Here is a 17,836-nt window from a genome sequence, read left to right as displayed (position 1 = left end):
TCGGACAACGGATTCCCATCTTCGGGGAACCAGGGTCAGCTCCTGCCCTGACTCTATGCCCCTGGGCGGCGGGGCGTCGCGCGGGGCCGATCTTCGCATCCTGCTCGGGCTACGCTTGATGTCGATCCCTGACACTCGAACGAGGAGCCGCGCGCCCATGACCGATACCCAGATCTTCGAGCCAGAGGGCCGCGCCATCCCCTTCGTGGACGAGGGAGACGGCCCCGTGAAGCTGGTTCTGATCCAGGAGCAGGGGCTCGCCGCCGACGTTCTGGGCGTCGCCGCGCACTACCTCGCCGAGGAGGCGGGCTTCCACGTGCTGCGGATCGGGCACCGGTCGGAGTCCGAGGCGACGCTCGACGAGCGCGTCGAGGACGTCATCGCCGTGATCGATCACGTGGGCATCGAAGACACCTGGGTCGGCGGTCACGGCTTCGGCGGCACGATCGCACGTGCGCTGGTGTCAGCGCACAGCGACCGGGCCAACGGCCTGCTGCTGCTCGGTGTCGAGGACGTCGACATCGCGGTCGCACCGGCGATCCCCGTGCTCATCGTGCAGGGGACCGAAGACACCGACACCCCCGCAGCGAACGCAGAAGCACTGCAGGCGACGATCCCTGACCGGTCGAGCATCAAGACGATCGCGGGCGACCACCTGTTCCCGATGCACCACCCGATCGAGACCGGCGTGATCATCGAGGAATACCTGGACTGGGACTGACTCCGATGGCAGCATCTGGCCGCACCGTCGTCCTCGCGATCGATCTGCAGGCCGGAGTGACCCCCGGGTGCTTCGACGAACAGGGCGTGCTCTCCCGCGCCGCAGCCCTGGTCGACAGAGCTCGCGCAGCCGGAGTGCCCGTCGTCTGGGTGCATCACGACCCCGTCGGCGTGGGCACGCCTGAATGGGAGCTGGCGGCTCCGCTGCATCGCGCAGAGGGCGAGCCCCTCGTGCGCAAGGACTACCGGGACTCGTTCGCCGACACGACCCTGCGAGCGACGCTCGACGAGCTGGGTGCGACGCGTCTGGTGATCACCGGCGCGCAGTCCGACTTCTGCGTGCGCACCACCACGCAGCGCGCAGCAGCCGAGGGGTACGACGTCACGCTCGTGAGCGACGCGCACACCACGGTCGACACCGAATGGGACGGCGTGCCGATCTCGGGCGAGCAGATCGTCGCACACACCAACATGTACTTCTCAGGACTGCGGTATCCGGAGCAGGAGTTCGGGATCGCGACGCACGATCAGGTCGTTCTCTGACGACCCGATCCGAGTCTGAGATTCCCTCGCCGCCTGAGATGATGGTCTGATGACCGCCACCCTCGTCGCCCAGAACCTGGCAGGCGGCTACGGCCACCGCATCCTCTTCGAGGGGCTCGACCTGACGGTCGCTCCTGGCGACGTGATCGGCGTCGTCGGGGCGAACGGAGCGGGCAAATCGACGCTTCTCCGCCTTCTCGCCGGCGTGGACACGCCGATGGGAGGGTCGATCTCGCTCGCACCCAGCGACGCGTTCGTCGGGTGGCTGCCACAGGAGCACGAGCGAGTGGAAGGTGAGACGGTCGCGGAGTACATCGCGCGCCGCACCGGGTGCGCGGCGGCGACGCGAGATATGGATGCGGCTGCGGCGGCGCTCGGAGACCCGACGCTCGCGCCGGCGGGCACAGACCCGGCCGACACCTACTCTCAGGCGCTCGACCGGTGGCTCGCAAGCGGGGCGGCCGATCTCGACGAACGCATCCCTGCCGTGCTCGCCGACCTCGGGCTCCCGAGCGGCAGCGGTGTCGCGGCTGATGCGCTCATGACGGGGCTGTCGGGTGGTCAGGCTGCTCGCGTCGGGCTCGCGGCGTTGCTGCTGTCGCGCTTCGACATCGTGTTCCTCGACGAGCCGACCAACGATCTCGACCTCGATGGGCTCGATCGACTCGAGTCGTTCGTCCGCGGACTCCGTGGCGGTGTCGTGCTCGTCAGCCACGACCGCGAGTTCCTGGCGCGCAGCGTGACTCGTGTGCTCGAGCTCGATCTCGCACAGGGATCGAATCGCCTCTACGGCGGCGGCTACGACGCCTTCATCGAAGAACGAGCCGTCGTGCGCCGGCACCTGCGGGAGAAGTACGACGAGTTCGCCGACAAGAAGGCCGACCTCGTCTCGCGTGCCCGCACCCAGCGCGAGTGGTCGAGCCAGGGTGTGCGCAACGCGATGAGGAAGTCGCCGGACAACGACAAGATCAAGCGCAAGGCGTCAGCCGAGTCGAGCGAGAAGCAGGCGCAGAAGGTGCGTCAGATGGAGAGCCGGATCGCGCGCCTCGACGAGGTCGAGGAGCCCCGCAAGGAGTGGCAGCTGGAGTTCACGATCGGTTCGGCGCCTCGATCGAGCAGTGTGGTGTCCACGCTCAGCGGTGCGGTGTTCCGGCAGGGGACCTTCACCATGGGGCCGCTTTCGCTGCAGATCGATGCCGGCGACCGCATCGGCATCACCGGCCCGAACGGTGCCGGCAAGTCGACGCTGCTGCGAGCTCTTCTCGGGCGGCAGGAGCCGGTCGAGGGGACGGCGAGTCTCGGGAGCAGCGTGCAGATCGGCGAGATCGATCAGGCCCGATCCTTGCTCACCGGTGACGCGGCGCTCGCGGACGCGTTCGAGGCTCTCGTTCCCGAGCTGACATCGGCGGAGGTGCGCACCCTGCTGGCCAAATTCGGCCTCAGAGCCGACCACGTCACCCGCCCCGTCGGCGCCCTGTCTCCGGGCGAGCGCACCCGGGCGGCGCTGGCGCTGCTGCAGGCGCGCGGAGTCAACCTGCTGGTGCTCGACGAACCCACGAACCACCTCGATCTGCCGGCCATCGAGCAGCTCGAGCAGGCGCTCGAGTCGTACGCGGGCACGCTGCTGCTCGTGACGCACGACCGGCGGATGCTGGAGGCCGTGCAGACGAACCGTCGATGGAGCGTCGAGAACGGCCAGGTGAGCGAGGTCTGAGGCTCAGCGCCCCTGACGCTTCTTGTAGGGCTTCGGCTGCCCCTTCACGACGGGCGCACGGCCTTTGCCCTTCGACGCCTTGGCCTTGCCGCCGGCCGGGCCCGCCGTCTTCGGCGCGGGCGGGGGAGCAGCGGCCACAGTCGCCTGAGCCTCGACGAGGAACAGCTCGCCGACGCTCGTCAGCCTCGGTGTCCCTTCGCGGTTGATCAGGGTGTGTCCCACCTCGTCCTCGAGCTTGTCGAGAGAGGTGTAGAGCGATGCCAGGGGGATGCCCAGCTGCTTGGCGGCTCGGGGGAAGTGCAGCGTCTCGGCGACGACGACGTAGCGACGGAGCAGTGCCAGCTTCATGCGGGTGAACGATCTCTCTGAATCCGCGACGATCGCGGGTCCCCACCTAACCTACGCGAGGCGGATGCGCGGCCGCCCCACACAGACACGGATGCCGCGGCTCGATGAGCCGCGGCATCCGGTGATCCTGTCGTTCAGGCGACCTGCGGGAGAACCGCGAAGGACACAGAGCCTTCGTCGTCGACACCGGCGTCGAGCACCTTCTCATCGAGCGCTGCGGCAGCGGCCTCGTCGAGGAAGAGTCGGGTGCCGGCGACCTCGACCACCCGGTCGTCGGGCTCGGGGTCCGGGGTCACGAGGACCGCGAGGCGTGCGCCCCCGTCCGGGCCGGCAGTAGGCGTGGAATGGATGCGAAGGCCTGCGTCGGTGGCGTCGGTCTGACGGCTGACGAGGGTGTTCACGATTGCGGTGGCGTTATCGGTGAGGGTGAGCACGAGACTCTCCTTCCGGTTGCGGTCACGCCGCGGGTGCGACGCGTCCGGGCTACGATTCCGCACACACCTGGGGCGATTCAACCCGACGCGCCCGGTTCGGAGGGGTCTCCCACCTGATGCAGAGGTTTTCTCAGGAACACCTGCTCGGTTCCGTCGCCCTGGGGCACCCGCTCCGCCTCTTCATAGCCGCACGCCTTGTAGAGACGTATGTTCGCTTCGCTCAGGCTGCCGGTGAAGAGCTCGGCTTCGCGGGCCGTCGACGAACGCTCGGCCGCGTCGAGCAGCGTGCGTCCGATGCCCTCGCCCTGCATGTCGGGGGCTATCGCTATCCGGCCGATCAGCAGCACTCCGTCGGCTTCGACGAATCGGATCACTCCCACCAGACGGCCGTTCTGGCGGGCTGTCAGCCCCCTGCTCGACCGCAGCTCGGCCTCGACTTCGGGCAGGGTCTGGGTCAGCGGAGGCATGTCGGCGCTGCCGTAGATCTGCGCCTCCGAGACGAACGCCGCCCTTTGAAGGGTGAGCACCTCGCCCGCATCCGATTCTGAGACGGGCCCGATCACCACGTCCGATGCGTTCTCGTCGATGTCCGTCTGTGCTCTCTCTGATTTCGTCACTGCGCCACGATCTGATGAGACCGGGGGGACTGTCAACCCCCTCGATCCGGGCGCGCCGCGGAGCTAGCCTCGCAGTTCCCAACCTCAGGAGGACTCCATGGCTGAGAAGACCGCGTCCAAGACCGGCACCGCATCCAAGCGCGGAGCGAAGACGACCAGACGACAGAACGCCGAGAAGGGATTCACGGCATCCACGACGCTCGCCGCCAATCTGCAGCTCGTGCTCGTCGACCTGATCGAGCTCTCGCTGCAGGGCAAGCAGGCGCACTGGAACGTCGTCGGCCGCAACTTCCGGGACACGCACCGACAGCTCGATGAGATCATCGACGCCGCGCGCACGTTCAGCGACACGGTCGCGGAGCGCATGCGCGCGCTGCACGCCGTGCCCGACGGGCGCACCGATACGATCGCCGAGTCGACGTCGCTTCCCGCGTTCCCGATGGGCGAGGTCTCGACGACCGACACCATCGATCTCGTGACCGCGCGTCTGGATGCCGTCGTCGGAACGATCCGCGACGTGCACGACGCGGTCGACGAAGAAGATCCCACCTCTGCCGACATCCTGCACGCGGTGCTCGAGAGCCTCGAGCAGTTCGCATGGATGGTCAGCGCCGAGAACCGCACCCCGGCCGGCCGCTGACCTCTGCGGGGAACCTCGCGTCAGGTCTTGTCGTCCGCCCCGCCTCGTTCGGCCTCGCGCCGCACGAGGCGGGGGAGGACGAGCCACAGGAGGAGCACAGCCACGCATGAGGACACGAGCGCGATGAGCCCCGCGGAGCGGTCGACGGTGAAATCGATGATGAGGGTCGTGACGCCGATCGTGAGCGCGGCGATCGCCACGAGATCGATCTTCACGATGCGAGCGGCAACCCGCACGAGTTCGGGCTTGCGGCGGCGGCCGAACAGCGCTCGATGCATCCCCACCGGTGCCAGCGCCAGAATCGTGGCCACCGCGGCGAGCCCCACCAGCACCACGTACACGTCTCGCTGGAACTCGTCCATGTCCTCGAATCGAGGAGTGAATGCCACGGCGAGCAGGAACCCCGTGAGGATCTGGGTGCCCGTCTGCATCACGCGCAGTTCTTGCAGCAGCTCCTCCCAGTTGCGGTCTGCTCGCTCGTTGCGCGTCTCATCGCGCCCGTCACGGCGGTCGTCGAGCTCCCCGGAGCGCGTGGGGTGGTCATCGGGTTCCATGCGGCCAGTCTCGCGGGAGGCCTCGAATCCTGTCCAGCCACTTGTGCGTCGACCGAGAAGGAGACCATGATGACGCTTCCCCCGATCCGGGAATGGTGGTCAGCGCTGTCGCTCGAGGCGCGGGTCGACGTGCTCGGCGAGTCGGCGCCGCAGCTGAGCGAACGGACTCGAGAGGAGATCCGGACGATCACGGGTGCGGTGGTCGGCATGAAGGAGACCCTCTCGGACGAGGACCTCGAATACGCCCGCTCCGAGACGCGCTCGGAGATCGCCGACGAGGACTCCGACTGACTCGACGCACTCAGCTGTCTTCGGGGGCCTGCTCCTCGCGCAGTCGGGGTGTGGTTCGGCGTTCCGGACGCAGACCCGCCTTGTCGGCGTAGAACGCGCGGATCCTGTCCATGTCGGCGGCGACGTCCCCCGTCAGCTCGAGAGTGGGCCCGAGACCGGTGGTCATCGTGGTGCGGTCGACGAATCCGAGCGTCACCGGCATCCCGGTCTCTCTTGCGATGCGGTAGAAGCCGGACTTCCAGTACTCGTTGCCCCCGCGAGTGCCGTCGGGCGTGATGACGAGACCGAAGACGCTGCCGGAATGCACCTGCGCGACGACGTCGTTGACCACTCGTGCCGGGTCGGCTCGATCGACTGGGATGCCGCCGATGCTCCGCATGATCGGCCCCCGCCAACCCCGGAACAGACTGTTCTTGCCGAGCCAATGCACCTCGATGTCGAGCCGCCACGCGATCGCCAGCATGAGGACGAAGTCCCAGTTCGACGTGTGCGGCGCACCGATCAGGATGGTGGGTCGCACAGGCGTCGCCTCGGCAGTGAGGGTCCAGCGGCTGACTGCCCAGAAGAGGCGGGCGAGGAGTCGTTTGAGCACTCGTCAACCGTAGGGCAGAACTCCTGGTGAGCCACTGTCGTCGGGCGAAGGAGGGCCGTTTCGCGCCATCTCGTCGCCACGGGCGTACGATCGAATGGTGGCCAAGACACAGGACTCCGCAGAGCAGGACGCACCGACCGTGCTTCAGCCGCTGACCGGAACTCCGAACCTTCTCGATGACGACGCCGCCGGGTACTGCAGCGGCGGCGTCTGCCACTTCCCTGCGCCGAAGACGCAGTAGCGATCAGACGCCGCCGCAGCGGCGACGTTCAGTGCCCGCCATGCATCGCGTCGGCCAGATCGTCTGCGGGCTTGCGGACGAACGCGCTCAGCGCGACGGCGGCGAGCGAGATGATCGCGGCGATGAGGAACGCCATCCGAGCGCCAGGTGCTCCAGCCGCGGCCGTCTCCAGTCCCTCGGCCTCTCCTGCGTGCAGGATGGCGGAATAGGTGACGGTGAGGACGGCGACGCCGGCGGCCCCGCCGACCTGCTGGAGAGTGTTCAGCACCGCGGAGCCGTGCGAGTACAGCGAGCGCGGCAGTGATCCGAGCGATGCGGAGAACAGGGGCGTGAAGGACATCGCGAGCCCGACCGACATCGCGGCCTGCACGATGATCAGCACCCACCACACGGTGTGCTCTCCGACGGTCGAGTAATAGAAAAGCGCTGCCGACACGAGGATCGTTCCGGGGATCAGCAGCGGGCGCGTTCCGCGGGCGTCGTACACGCGACCCATGACGGGGCCGAGCAGACCCATCAGCACGGAGCCGGGAAGCAGGATGAGACCTGCTTCGAGGGCGTTGAGTCCGGCGACGTTCTGCAGGTACTGCGGGAGCAGCGTCAGCGTGCCGAACATCGACAGCGCGAGGATCGCCATGATGATGACCGCGAACGTGAAGTTGACCGAGCGGAACACCCGCAGATCGAGCAGAGCGTCATCGATGCGCTGCAGCACCAGCTGACGCCAGACGAACAGCGCGAGGGCGACGGCACCCACGACGAGTGCGATCACGCCGCTGGTCTCGCCGGATCCGCCCTCGCCGCCGAACTGGCTGAGACCGAAGACGATGCCGCCGAAGCCGAGTGCCGCGAGCGGGATGGAGAGCACGTCGAGGGGAACCTTGCGCGTCTCTCCGAGGTTCGTCATCCACTTGACCCCGATGAAGAGCGAGATGAGGGCGATCGGCAGGATGATCGCGAACAGCGCGCGCCAGTGGAGCGTCTCGAGGACCGCGCCGGCGAGCGTCGGGCCGATCGCGGGAGCGAGCGAGATGACGAGGCCGACCCGGCCCATCATGCGACCGCGCGACTGCGGAGGGACCACGTTCATGATCGTCGTCATGAGCAGCGGCATCATGATTCCGGTGCCGGCGGCCTGGATGACTCGACCCACGAGGAGGACCCCGAAGCCGGGCGCCACGAGGGCGACCAGCGTGCCGAGCGAGAACGAGACCATCGCCGCGATGAAGACCTGGCGGGTCGTGAAGCGCTGCAGGATGAACCCGGTGGTCGGGATCACGACGGCCATGGTCAGCATGAACGCGCTCGTCAGCCACTGGCCGAGCTCGGGCGGGATGCCCAGATCGGAGTTCAGATGCGGGATCGCGATCCCCATCGTCGTCTCGTTGAGGATGGCGACGAACGCGGCGACGAGAAGCAGCCAGATCACGCGCATGTCGCTGCGAGCGATCTCACCGCTCGCCGCAGCCGGGGGCGTGGTGATCGAACCGGTGTCGACGGCAGACATACGGCCTCCTGGGCACGAGAGAAAGAGGGAAGGCGCGCGAGTGCGCGTTGGACATTCAGCGTAACCACAGCTTCGGACATTCCATTCCGGATCCGGGCGAATCCGCTCTCAGCGGAGGCTCAGCCGCGCCGCATCGGTCCCGATGTCGACCTCGCTGACTACGCTGGCGTGATGAGCATGGGTGGCGGACGCGGTGGATTCCGCGGGGTGGATGAGACCGCGCAGCGTCGGCTCAACGCAGAGGCGCCCCGGATCAGCGGCCTGGGCGCCAGAGTGATCGCCCTCTTCCGGCCCTACCGATGGCGCATCTTCTGGACCGGCGTGCTGGTCGTCATCGGCGCCGCGATCGCGGTGATCCCTCCGCTGATCGTCCAGCGCATCTTCGACGACGCCCTCTTCCCGGTAGACGGCGGGGGTCCGCAGCTGCAGCTGTTGATCTGGCTCGTCTCGGCGATGGTCGGGTTCTTCCTCGTCTCGGCCGTGCTCGGAGTGGCTCAGACCTGGCTCACCTCGACGGTCGGCAACAGCGTCACCGGCGACCTCCGTGTGCGCCTGTTCGAGCACCTGCAGGCGATGGAACTCGGCTTCTTCACCCGGACGAAGACAGGCGTGATCCAGTCCCGCCTGCAGAACGACGTCGGCGGCGTCTCAGGGGTGCTGACGAACACCGTCACCAGCATCCTGGGCAATGTCGTCACCGTGATCGCGTCGCTCGTCGCGATGATCCTCATCGACTGGCGTCTCACTCTGATCGCCGTCGTGCTGATGCCGTTCCTGATCATCGTCCAACGCCGCGTGGGCCAGGTGCGTGCGCGCATCGCGGGAGAGACGCAGGAGTCCCTCTCGGAGCTCACCTCCATCACGCAGGAGACGCTGAGCGTCTCGGGGATGCTGCTGTCGAAGGCGTTCAACCGCCAGCGCACGGAGTCCCAGCGATACCAGGCCGAGAATCGCAACCAAGTCACGCTGCAGGTGCGGCGAGCGATGAGCGGCCAGGGCTTCTTCGCCGTCGTCCAGGTGCTGATGGCGAGCGTGCCCGCCGTCATCTACCTCGTCTCGGGCTACCTCATCGCCGGCGGCACCGGCGCCATCACCGCCGGCACCGTCGTGGCCTTCACGACCGTCCAGGCGCGTCTTCTGCAGCCGCTGATGGGACTCATGCGGGTGTCGCTCGACCTTCAGACATCATCCGCGCTGTTCGCGCGCATCTTCGAATACCTCGACCTCGTCCCCGAGATCCAGGACGCTCCGGATGCGATCACCGTCGCCGAAGCCCCGGGGCCGCGCGGACGGATCGAGTTCGCGGATGTCGTCTTCCGCTACCCGGATGCGGCGCCGGACGCTCGACCCACGCTGCAGGGCGTGTCGTTCGTCGCCGAACCGGGACAGCACGTGGCATTCGTGGGTCCGTCCGGCGCCGGCAAGACGACGGTGCTGTACCTCGCTCCGCGGCTGTACGAGGCGCACAGCGGCGCCGTGCTCTTCGCGGGCGCGGACGTGAAGACCCTCACGCAGGAGTCCATCATCGATCAGGTCGGCATCGTGTCTCAGGAGACCTACCTGTTCCACGCCACGATCCGCGAGAACCTCCTCTACGCCCGCCCGGAGGCGACCGACGAGGAGATGATCGCGGCCTGCACCGCAGCGAACATCCACCACATCATCAGCGGGTTCGAAGACGGCTACGACACGGTGGTCGGGGAGCGGGGATACCGTCTCTCGGGCGGAGAGAAGCAGCGCATCGCGATCGCGCGTGTGCTGCTGAAGGATCCGCCCGTGCTTCTGCTCGACGAGGCCACCTCCGCTCTCGACACCGTGTCGGAGCGGGTCGTGCAGGAGGCACTGGACGAGGCCGCGAAGGGGCGGACGACGCTCACGATCGCGCACCGTCTCTCGACGATCATGGGCGCAGATGTCATCCACGTCGTCGAGGCGGGTCTGATCGTGGAGTCGGGAACGCATGCCGAACTCCTCGCTCTGGGCGGTCTCTACGCCGAGCTCGCCGCGCAGCAGGTCGCCGCATCACGCGTGCTCGACACGGAGATGGTCATCGAGACGGCGGTCACGGGAGGCATGCGTGCCGCTCTGGCCGACCGCAGAGCGGACCGGGCGCCGGAGGATTCGGCCGGAGCGGATGCGGTCGATGCGCTCACCGCGCCGGTTCCGCTGCTCGATATGCCTCGCGCGGACGAGCGGGTGTACCCGGCCGAAGGGTGAGACGCGGTCAGTGCACCGACAGGCCGCCGTCGATGAACAGCGACTGCCCGGTGACATAGCTCGAGCCGACGCCCGCGAGGAACACGGAGGCCGCCGCGAAGTCGGCGGGCAGTCCGTTGCGCCCGATCATCGTCCGGGCCGCCAGCGCCGCGATCTGCTCCGGATCCTCCTGCAAGCGTGCGTTGAGCGGAGTGAGCACGAATCCGGGAACCAGGGTGTTGCTCGTGACTCCGGTGCCGCCCCATGCCTCGGCCTCCGAGCGCATCAGCGACTCCACGGCTCCCTTCGACGCTCCGTAGACGCCGCTGCCGACAAAGGCACGATGCGCCTGCTGCGAGCTGATGTGGATCAGGCGCCCGAAGCCGCGCTCGGCCATGCCCGTGGCGTAGCGCTGTCCGAGCAGGAACGGGGCGAGCGCATTGACGGTCATCGTCGCATCCCAGTCGTCCTCGGTGATCTCGGCGAACGGCGGGCGGATGTTGATCCCCGCGGAGTTCACGAGGATGTCCGGCTCGCCGAACGGCTCGGTGGCGGCCTCGGCGAGGGCCCGGATCCCCTCTCGGGAGCCGAGATCGCCGACGACTCCGGCCGCCCGGCATCCGGCGCTCGTGAGCTCGGCGACGGTCTCGGCGATCCGGGCTTCGCCGCGTGCGACGATCACTGTGGCGGCCCCGGCCTTCGCGAGCGCGGTCGCGATGCCGCGTCCGATGCCCGAGCTGCCGCCCGTGACGACGGCTGTGCGGCCCTCGAGCGAGAAGAGATCGGCGAGGTACTGGTTCATCGGTCTCCTGGTGGCGAGCCTCACCACGCCAGGGCGGCGGTGAGGGCGGGGTCGGGGCGGACGTCGGCGTGCTCGGGGAGCGCTTCGATCTCGGTGACGAACGCGTCGATCTCCGCCGAGTACGCGGGATCGGCGTGAGTGCGCGCGATCTCGACCAGTGGAGGCACATCCATCGCGAGGATCAGTTCGAGTCGGGCCGTGACGGCGGCGCGGGCGCCCGCCTCGTGCAGCACGCGGATTCCCCCGCGCAGAGCGTCGAGGTAGTCGCGCAGCACCGGGAGCTGCGCCCGGCTCTGCGTGATCGAGGTGCCGTCGGCCCGCAGACGCCACCGCACGACGGTGTCGGGGATGACATCGAAGGCGCGGGCGCGGGTGTACATCAGCTGCGCGACCACCTGGTCTTCGTACGCCACGCCCTCGGGAAACCTCAGGTCGCTCCAGAAGTCGGTGCGGCTGACCTTCGACCACGCGACGATGTTGGCGCTCGCGCGGGGGTGCTCCATGATCGTGGTGCCCAGCCGTGCAGGAGACGTCGCCGCCGACACCCATGGCTGCACCCGCCCGGCGACATAGCTCTCGCCGTCGAAGCGCGATCGCACATACGCGCCCGCGACGAAATCGCTGCCGGTCTCGGCGAGGGTGCCGAGGAGGCGCCCGAGCGCCGTCGAGGTGAGCTCGTCATCGCCGTCGAGAAACCCCACGAAGGGGGTGTCGACCAGCTCGAGGCCCACGTTGCGCGCAGCGCCGAGCCCCCGGGACGCCTCGTGCCGCAGGCTTCGGAACCTCGGATCCGACGCGGCGGCTGCGGCGAAGATCTCGCCGGTGTCGTCGACGGAGCCGTCGTCGATGAGGAGAGCGCGCCACCGCGTCTCGGACTGCGCGCGCAGCGAGTCGAGAGCGGCCGGAGCGAAGGCGCCGATGTCGCGGCCGGGGACGATCAGAGTCACGATCGGGGCGGTGGCGGTCACCAGCCGAGTCTATGGCCGCACGCGCAGCTCTCGCCGTTCAGGGGTGGGCGACCGCCCTCACCGACCCGGCCACCAGCGCGCCGAGTCGCTCGGGCAGATCGGAGGGCAGCGCCTCGCGTCCGAAGGTGAAGCGCACCGAGGTCTGTGCGACCGCAGGAGACACCCCGCACGCGAGGAGCACATGCGAAGGCTCGTCGCTTCCGGCAGCGCACGCGGAGCCGCTCGACGACACGACTCCCCGTCGCTCGAGCTCGAGCAGAACGGCCTCGCCGCTGACACCGGTGAACGTGAAGCTCGCCGTCGCGGGAAGCCGCGCCACCGGATCACCGGTGAGCGACGCCTGCGACACGAGCGACTGAACCACCTCGATGAATCGTCCCGTGGATGCGCTGAGCCGGGCGTTCACCTCGTCGCGCTCCGCTTCGGCGAGCTCCAGCGCCGTGGCGAGGGCCACCGCTCCCGCGACGTTCTCGGTGCCGGAGCGGCGACCCCGTTCCTGCCCGCCACCGTGCATCAGGGGTTCGAGAGCGACGCGCCCGCGCACGCCGAGCACGCCGATCCCCTTGGGGGTCCCGAGCTTGTGCCCGGCCACCGCTATCGCATCCGCCCCGAGATCGGTGAGTGGCAGCCACCCTGCCGACTGCACGGCATCGACGTGCAGCGGTACGCCGGCATCACGGGCCACCGCGGCGAGTGAGGGCACGTCCTGGATCGTGCCGATCTCGTTGTTGGCGTGTCCGATGACCGCCAGAGCGGTGTCCTCACGCAGGGTCTCCGTCAGCGCAGCGGCCGAGATCCTGCCGAGGGCGTCGACCGGAGCGGCCGACACCTCGACCCCATGGAAGCGATGCAGATAGTCGGCGGACTCGAGGATCGACTCGTGCTCGATCGGCGAGACGACCAGATGCCCGCGGCCGCGCGCGAGAGCCGCGAGCACGATCCCCTTCACCGCGAGGTTGTTCGATTCTGTTCCGCCGGAGGTGAAGATCACATCTCCGGAGCGCATGCCGAGCACCCGCGCGACCCGTGCGCGTGCCTCGTCGAGCGCGCTCGCCGCAGCTTCGCCGTATGTGTGATGGCTCGACGGGTTGCCGAACACCCCGGCGAGGAACGGGCGCATCGCGTCGAGCACCTCCGGACGGACCGGGGAGGTCGCGGCGTGGTCGAGATAGAGCATCCGCGTCAGTCGATCCGCACGTCCAGGCCGAGGTCGAGCGCCCTGGCCGAGTGCGTCAATGCGCCGACCGAGATCACATCGACTCCCGTCGCCGCGATGCCGCCGACCGTGTCGAGACTCACCCCGCCCGAGGCCTCGACCTGCGCGCGGTCGCCGATCAGAGCCACTCCTGCGCGCAGCTCGTCGACCGAGAAGTTGTCGAGCAGCACGGTGTGCGCGCCGCCGTCGAGCACAGCCGGGATCTGATCGAGCCGGTCGACCTCGACGACCACGTGGGTGGTGTGGGGCAGGCGCGAGAGGGCGTCGCGCAGGGCGGTGGCGAGGTCGACTCCCGAGCGCTTCAGCACCGCGAGATGGTTGTCCTTGGCCATCACCGCGTCGGACAGGGAGTGGCGGTGGTTGTGTCCGCCCCCCGAGAGCACGGCATGTCGTTCGAAGGCGCGGAGCCCCGGGGTCGTCTTCCGGGTGTCGGCGATGCGTGCCGACGTTCCCTCGATCGCACGCACGTATGCGGCCGTGACCGTCGCGATGCCGCTCATCCGCTGAGCGAAGTTGAGTGCGATGCGCTCGGCGGTGAGGATTCCGCGGGCGGGGCCCGACACCGAGGCGAGCACGTCACCCGCCACGAACGCGTCGCCGTCGCCCACGTGCACATCGACCGAGATGCTCGGACCGGTGAGATGGAACGCAGCCGCGAAGACCTCGCCCCCGCTGAAGACCCCGGCTTCTCGAGCGACCAGATCGGCGGTGGCGGTGGCGTCCGAGGGCAGCAGAGTCGTGCTGGTGAGGTCGCCCCAGGGAGCGTCCTCCTCGAGCGCAGCGCCGACGACGCGGGTGATGTGGGCGGGGGTGAGCATCAGACGGTCTCCAGGAGAGGTGCGGCGACGGATTCGCGGAAGTGCGCACCGATCGAGTCGGTGCGAGCGAGAGCTGCGGACGCCGTCGCGTCGGCGAGCAGGAGCAGGTTCGCGTCCTCGCGCTCGGCGACGGTGGTCGGATCGGGAGCGGTGGCGATCCAGCGACGCAGCGTGGTCAGGGCGTACCGGAGACCGTCTTCCGAGCGCAGCAGGCCCACGTGGTCCCACATCAGTCGCTGGAGTGCTGCCCGACTGAATGCAGTGCCGTGATCGTCCACGTCTGAGCCGCGGCCATCGCCGCGCGTCGGGCGGTTCACCTGACCGCCACGCCTGGTCATCGGAGGATGCTGGCAAGGTCCCTCAAGCGCCGCTGCCGCGCGAGCGCCGAAGACGGCACCCTCGAGCAGGGAGTTCGAAGCGAGGCGGTTCGCTCCGTGCACGCCCGTGCGCGCCACCTCGCCCACGGCCAAGAGGCCCCGGATGGATGTGCGGCCGTCGAGGTCGGTGACGATGCCGCCCATCAGGTAGTGCGCTGCCGGTGTCACGGGAATCGGCTCGGAAGCCCAGTCGAAACCGCGTTCGCGTGTCACCCGATCGATCGTCGGGAACCGATGTGCGAGCCGGAGTCTTCCGATCATCGTCGCGTCGAGACGCACGGGGGAGCCTTGCCGGGCTGCCTGGCGGGCGATCGCGCGTGCGACGACATCGCGCGGGGCGAGTTCCCCGTCGGGGTGGCTGTCGAAGACGAACCGACGACCGGCCGCGTCGATCAGGGTCGCGCCCTCGCCGCGGACGGCTTCGGAGACGAGGAAGGCGGGGCCTTCGCCCAGGATCGTCGGATGGAACTGCACGAACTCGAGGTCCGCGACAGCCGCGCCGACACGGAGAGCTGCGGCGATGCCGTCGCCGGTGGCCCCCAGGGGGTTCGTGGTGTGCGCATAGAGGTGACCGGCACCGCCCGTCGCGAGGATCACCGCATCTGCGGAGAGGTCGGAGGCCACGCCGTCGACCACCACGCGGATGCCGCGCGCGATGCCGTCTTCGACGAGCACGTCGGCGAGGAAGGCGCCCTCCACCACGGTGACGTCGGTGCTGCGAACAGCAGCCACCAACGACTGGGCGATCGCCGCACCGGTGGCATCGCCGCCGGCGTGCACGATTCGGGCGTGACGATGAGCAGCCTCGCGTCCGAGCAGGAGCTCGCCGTCCGGCGACCGGTCGAATGCGACGCCTCGGGCGATCAGCTCGGCGATCCGAGCCGCGCCGTCGCGCACGAGAACCCCGACGGCGACCTCATCCGAGAGGCCTGCCCCCGCTTCGATCGTGTCGGCCGCGTGCTGCGCCGCAGAGTCGCCGGTGCCGTAGATCCCGGCGACGCCGCCCTGCGCGTACCCCGTGGAGCCGTCGCCGATCGCTCCCTTCGTCACGAGGGTGACCGAGTGCCCTGCCTCTCGCGCATGCAGCGCCGCGGTCAGTCCGGCGATCCCCGAGCCGACGACGACGACGTTCATCGTGCGCTCGTCACCACGGGCGGCTTCGCCGCCAGCATCCGCTCGAGAGCGATGCGGGCGGGGCCGGCCACATCAGCCGTCACCGTGATCCGGTTCGGCGTGCGACCCGCGACGAGCTCTTCGAGCACCCACGCGAGGTACCCGGGGTGGATGCGGTACATCGTCGAGCAGGGGCACACCACCGGGTCGAGGCAGAAGATCTCATGCTGGGGGAACTGCGCGGCGAGGCGGCGGACGAGGTTGATCTCGGTGCCGATCGCGAAGGTCGTCGGCGTGGTCGCAGCGGCGATCGCCCTCCGGATGTAGTCGGTCGAGCCCGCCTCGTCGGCCGCGTCGACGACCGCCATGGGGCACTCCGGGTGCACGATCACTCGCACACCGGGGTGCTCGGCCCGCGCCTGGTCGATCTGGTCGACGGTGAACCGACGGTGCACCGAGCAGAACCCATGCCAGAGGATCACCCGGGAGTCGACGAGCTCGGATGCGGAGGAGCCGCCGAGAGCCTTGCGAGGGTTCCACATCGGCATCTGCTCGAGAGGCACGCCCATCGCCTTCGCGGTGTTGCGTCCGAGGTGCTGGTCGGGGAAGAACAGCACCCGCCGCCCGCGCTCGAATGCCCACTCGAGCACGGTCTGCGCGTTCGACGAGGTGCAGACGATTCCGCCGTGTCGGCCGACGAAGCCCTTGATCGCGGCGGAGGAGTTCATGTACGTGACGGGGATGACGGGCACGCGGCCGTCCTCGTCCTGCGCGTCGAGGTCGCCGAGAACCTCTGCGAGCTGCTCCCAGCAGTCCTCGACCTGGTCGATGTCCGCCATGTCCGCCATCGAGCATCCGGCCGCGAGATTCGGCAGGATCACGGCCTGGTCGGGGCCCGAGAGCAGGTCGGCCGTCTCGGCCATGAAGTGCACGCCGCAGAAGACGATGGCCTCGGCATCCGGCCGCTCCTTCGCCGCGGTCGCGAGCTGGAAGGAGTCGCCCACGTAGTCGGCGTGACGCACGACCTCTTCGCGCTGGTAGAAGTGCCCGAGAATGACGGCGCGGTCGCCCAGCACCGTCTTCGCCGTGCGGATGCGCTCGTCGAGCTCGGCTTCGCTCGCCGCCCGGTACGCGGCGGGGAGCTCACCCTGACGCGGTGCTCCGGTCGGGATGACGTCGCCCATCGACGATCCTGGGCCGTAGCCCGGGCGGGAGTCGAAGTCCCAGGGGCCGGCGGCGAGGTCGGTCGTGCACGTCGCGTCGGTCGAAGCGCCCGACACGATCGACTGGATCGCGTGGTCGACGGAGGCGTCGAACGGCTGCACGGCCGGTGTCGGAACGAAGGTGATGCTCATCGGGTGCTCGTCTCCTCAGGGCCGAGCGGGCCGTGATCGGCGAGCTCGACATCGGTGTTGTAGCGGTACAGGCGGGCGGGGCGGTGGTTGCCGGTGCGGAAGCGGTCTGTGGGCAGGAGGTTGCCGGCCGACTCGACCTGACGGCGGAAGTTGGCGGGATCGAGGTTCTTGCCGAGGATCGCCTCGTAGGCCTCGCGAAGGTCGGCCAGAGTGAATTCGGCGGGGAGGAAACCATGCGCGACACGGCTGTAGCCGACTTTGCTCCGCAGCCGCCACAGGGCGTACTCGACGATCTTCGCGTGGTCGAAGGCCAGCGCTGGCAGCTCGTCGAGCCCGAACCAGCGCACGTTCTCGGGGGCGCGACCCGATGCGCGGTGCGCCGAGCTCTGCGCGTCGACGTCGTCCTGGCGGAGCAGCGCCCAGTACACGATCGACACGACGCGCGTGGGGGAGCGGTCGACCGCCCCGAACGCATAGAGCTGCTCGAGATAGCTCGGGGTCAGTCCGGTGGTCTCCGCAAGGGTTCGAGCTGCGGCGTCGACGGGTGATTCGGTCTCGGTGAGCCACCCTCCGGGGAGGGCCCACTGGTCGGCGAAGGGCTCGCGCGTACGCAGCACGAGAGGCAGCGCCAGCACCGCCGAACCGTCATCGGTGCGCCGAAGAGTGAGGATCACTGTCGACACGGCGACGTCGATCCCTCCGCTTTGGGTCATAAGTACCTTAACCTCCTGATCCGATCTTAGTGTCATCGGGACTGTTAGTGCACCTCCGCGACCCGATGAGTCCTGAG

General features: G+C 68.9%; 20 protein-coding genes. 7 read left to right on the top strand and 13 right to left on the bottom strand.

The window, feature by feature from the left end:
* Window positions 1-157 precede the first annotated feature (157 nt).
* Genes RU09_RS17145 through RU09_RS17135 form a run of 3 tightly spaced genes read left to right on the top strand, consistent with a single transcriptional unit; the run spans window position 158 to window position 2,977 of the window.
* Window positions 158-721, top strand: coding sequence for an alpha/beta fold hydrolase (locus RU09_RS17145; protein WP_042542037.1), 564 nt, complete (start codon window positions 158-160; stop codon window positions 719-721).
* 5 nt (window positions 722-726) lie between these two features.
* The gene (locus tag RU09_RS17140; RefSeq protein ID WP_042542036.1) at window positions 727-1,263 is read left to right on the top strand and encodes an isochorismatase family protein; all 537 of its coding nucleotides are present in this window, start codon (window positions 727-729) and stop codon (window positions 1,261-1,263) included.
* Between the two features lie 49 nt (window positions 1,264-1,312).
* Window positions 1,313-2,977, top strand: coding sequence for an ABC-F family ATP-binding cassette domain-containing protein (locus RU09_RS17135; RefSeq protein WP_042542035.1), 1,665 nt, complete (start codon window positions 1,313-1,315; stop codon window positions 2,975-2,977).
* 3 nt (window positions 2,978-2,980) lie between these two features.
* Here RU09_RS17135 and RU09_RS17130 read toward each other — a convergent pair whose 3' ends face one another.
* The 3 genes from RU09_RS17130 to RU09_RS17120 form a co-directional block, all read right to left on the bottom strand.
* Window positions 2,981-3,325, bottom strand: a complete 345-nt coding sequence (locus RU09_RS17130) for a LysR family transcriptional regulator (protein ID WP_042542034.1) — start codon at window positions 3,323-3,325, stop codon at window positions 2,981-2,983.
* Window positions 3,326-3,459: 134 nt separating this feature from the next.
* Window positions 3,460-3,759 (bottom strand): Fe-S cluster assembly protein HesB, encoded by a 300-nt coding sequence (locus tag RU09_RS17125; protein ID WP_042542033.1) that lies wholly within the window; start codon window positions 3,757-3,759, stop codon window positions 3,460-3,462.
* 77 nt (window positions 3,760-3,836) lie between these two features.
* The gene (locus RU09_RS17120; protein ID WP_228385670.1) at window positions 3,837-4,376 is read right to left on the bottom strand and encodes a GNAT family N-acetyltransferase; all 540 of its coding nucleotides are present in this window, start codon (window positions 4,374-4,376) and stop codon (window positions 3,837-3,839) included.
* Between the two features lie 97 nt (window positions 4,377-4,473).
* Here RU09_RS17120 and RU09_RS17115 point away from each other — a divergent pair, with 97 nt between their 5' ends.
* Window positions 4,474-5,016, top strand: coding sequence for a Dps family protein (locus RU09_RS17115; RefSeq protein ID WP_042542032.1), 543 nt, complete (start codon window positions 4,474-4,476; stop codon window positions 5,014-5,016).
* A 20-nt stretch (window positions 5,017-5,036) separates the two neighbouring features.
* Here RU09_RS17115 and RU09_RS17110 read toward each other — a convergent pair whose 3' ends face one another.
* Window positions 5,037-5,570 carry a DUF6328 family protein gene (locus tag RU09_RS17110; protein ID WP_042542031.1) on the bottom strand — a complete coding sequence of 178 codons (534 nt, stop codon included), beginning with the start codon at window positions 5,568-5,570 and terminating at the stop codon, window positions 5,037-5,039.
* Window positions 5,571-5,639: 69 nt separating this feature from the next.
* On the opposite strand from RU09_RS17110, the gene RU09_RS17105 reads away from it, so the two are divergent.
* Complete coding sequence (locus RU09_RS17105; RefSeq protein WP_042542030.1) at window positions 5,640-5,861, top strand: hypothetical protein; 222 nt, start codon at window positions 5,640-5,642, stop codon at window positions 5,859-5,861.
* 10 nt (window positions 5,862-5,871) lie between these two features.
* Here the strand turns inward: RU09_RS17105 and RU09_RS17100 are convergent, their stop codons facing one another.
* Entirely contained in the window at window positions 5,872-6,453 is a 582-nt protein-coding gene (locus RU09_RS17100) for a 1-acyl-sn-glycerol-3-phosphate acyltransferase (RefSeq protein ID WP_042542029.1), read from the bottom strand.
* A gap of 97 nt (window positions 6,454-6,550) precedes the next feature.
* On the opposite strand from RU09_RS17100, the gene RU09_RS18810 reads away from it, so the two are divergent.
* Window positions 6,551-6,694, top strand: a complete 144-nt coding sequence (locus tag RU09_RS18810; protein WP_164481686.1) for a hypothetical protein — start codon at window positions 6,551-6,553, stop codon at window positions 6,692-6,694.
* Between the two features lie 28 nt (window positions 6,695-6,722).
* On the opposite strand, the gene RU09_RS17095 is transcribed toward RU09_RS18810, so the two are convergent.
* Window positions 6,723-8,201 carry an MDR family MFS transporter gene (locus RU09_RS17095; protein WP_042542028.1) on the bottom strand — a complete coding sequence of 493 codons (1,479 nt, stop codon included), beginning with the start codon at window positions 8,199-8,201 and terminating at the stop codon, window positions 6,723-6,725.
* 171 nt (window positions 8,202-8,372) lie between these two features.
* Between RU09_RS17095 and RU09_RS17090 the strand changes: the two genes are divergently transcribed.
* A complete protein-coding gene (locus tag RU09_RS17090; protein WP_042542027.1) occupies window positions 8,373-10,418 on the top strand; it encodes an ABC transporter ATP-binding protein in 2,046 nt (681 codons plus the stop codon).
* Between the two features lie 7 nt (window positions 10,419-10,425).
* Here RU09_RS17090 and RU09_RS17085 read toward each other — a convergent pair whose 3' ends face one another.
* From RU09_RS17085 to RU09_RS17055, 7 genes are read right to left on the bottom strand one after another with little or no spacing between them, the layout of a single operon-like run.
* A complete protein-coding gene (locus RU09_RS17085) occupies window positions 10,426-11,199 on the bottom strand; it encodes an SDR family NAD(P)-dependent oxidoreductase (RefSeq protein WP_042542026.1) in 774 nt (257 codons plus the stop codon).
* A 20-nt stretch (window positions 11,200-11,219) separates the two neighbouring features.
* Window positions 11,220-12,167 carry a glycosyltransferase family 2 protein gene (locus RU09_RS17080; protein WP_042542025.1) on the bottom strand — a complete coding sequence of 316 codons (948 nt, stop codon included), beginning with the start codon at window positions 12,165-12,167 and terminating at the stop codon, window positions 11,220-11,222.
* Between the two features lie 37 nt (window positions 12,168-12,204).
* Window positions 12,205-13,344 carry a cysteine desulfurase family protein gene (locus tag RU09_RS17075; protein WP_042542024.1) on the bottom strand — a complete coding sequence of 380 codons (1,140 nt, stop codon included), beginning with the start codon at window positions 13,342-13,344 and terminating at the stop codon, window positions 12,205-12,207.
* A gap of 5 nt (window positions 13,345-13,349) precedes the next feature.
* Complete coding sequence (gene nadC, locus RU09_RS17070; protein ID WP_042542023.1) at window positions 13,350-14,201, bottom strand: carboxylating nicotinate-nucleotide diphosphorylase; 852 nt, start codon at window positions 14,199-14,201, stop codon at window positions 13,350-13,352.
* Window positions 14,201-15,712 (bottom strand): L-aspartate oxidase, encoded by a 1,512-nt coding sequence (gene nadB / locus RU09_RS17065; protein WP_042542022.1) that lies wholly within the window; start codon window positions 15,710-15,712, stop codon window positions 14,201-14,203. Before nadB ends, nadC begins: the two co-directional genes overlap by 1 nt.
* Window positions 15,709-17,046 (bottom strand): quinolinate synthase NadA, encoded by a 1,338-nt coding sequence (gene nadA, locus RU09_RS17060; protein WP_042542021.1) that lies wholly within the window; start codon window positions 17,044-17,046, stop codon window positions 15,709-15,711. Before nadA ends, nadB begins: the two co-directional genes overlap by 4 nt.
* Window positions 17,043-17,759 (bottom strand): NUDIX hydrolase, encoded by a 717-nt coding sequence (locus RU09_RS17055; RefSeq protein ID WP_042542020.1) that lies wholly within the window; start codon window positions 17,757-17,759, stop codon window positions 17,043-17,045. The genes nadA and RU09_RS17055 overlap by 4 nt, the downstream gene beginning before the upstream one ends.
* Window positions 17,760-17,836: the final 77 nt, after the last annotated feature.

This window comes from Microbacterium sp. MEJ108Y (assembly GCF_000834175.1).
GTDB classification, from domain to species: Bacteria; Actinomycetota; Actinomycetes; order Actinomycetales; family Microbacteriaceae; genus Microbacterium; species Microbacterium forte.
Note: the sequence above shows the minus strand (reverse complement) of the source record. Positions and strands in the feature narration are given on the sequence as shown.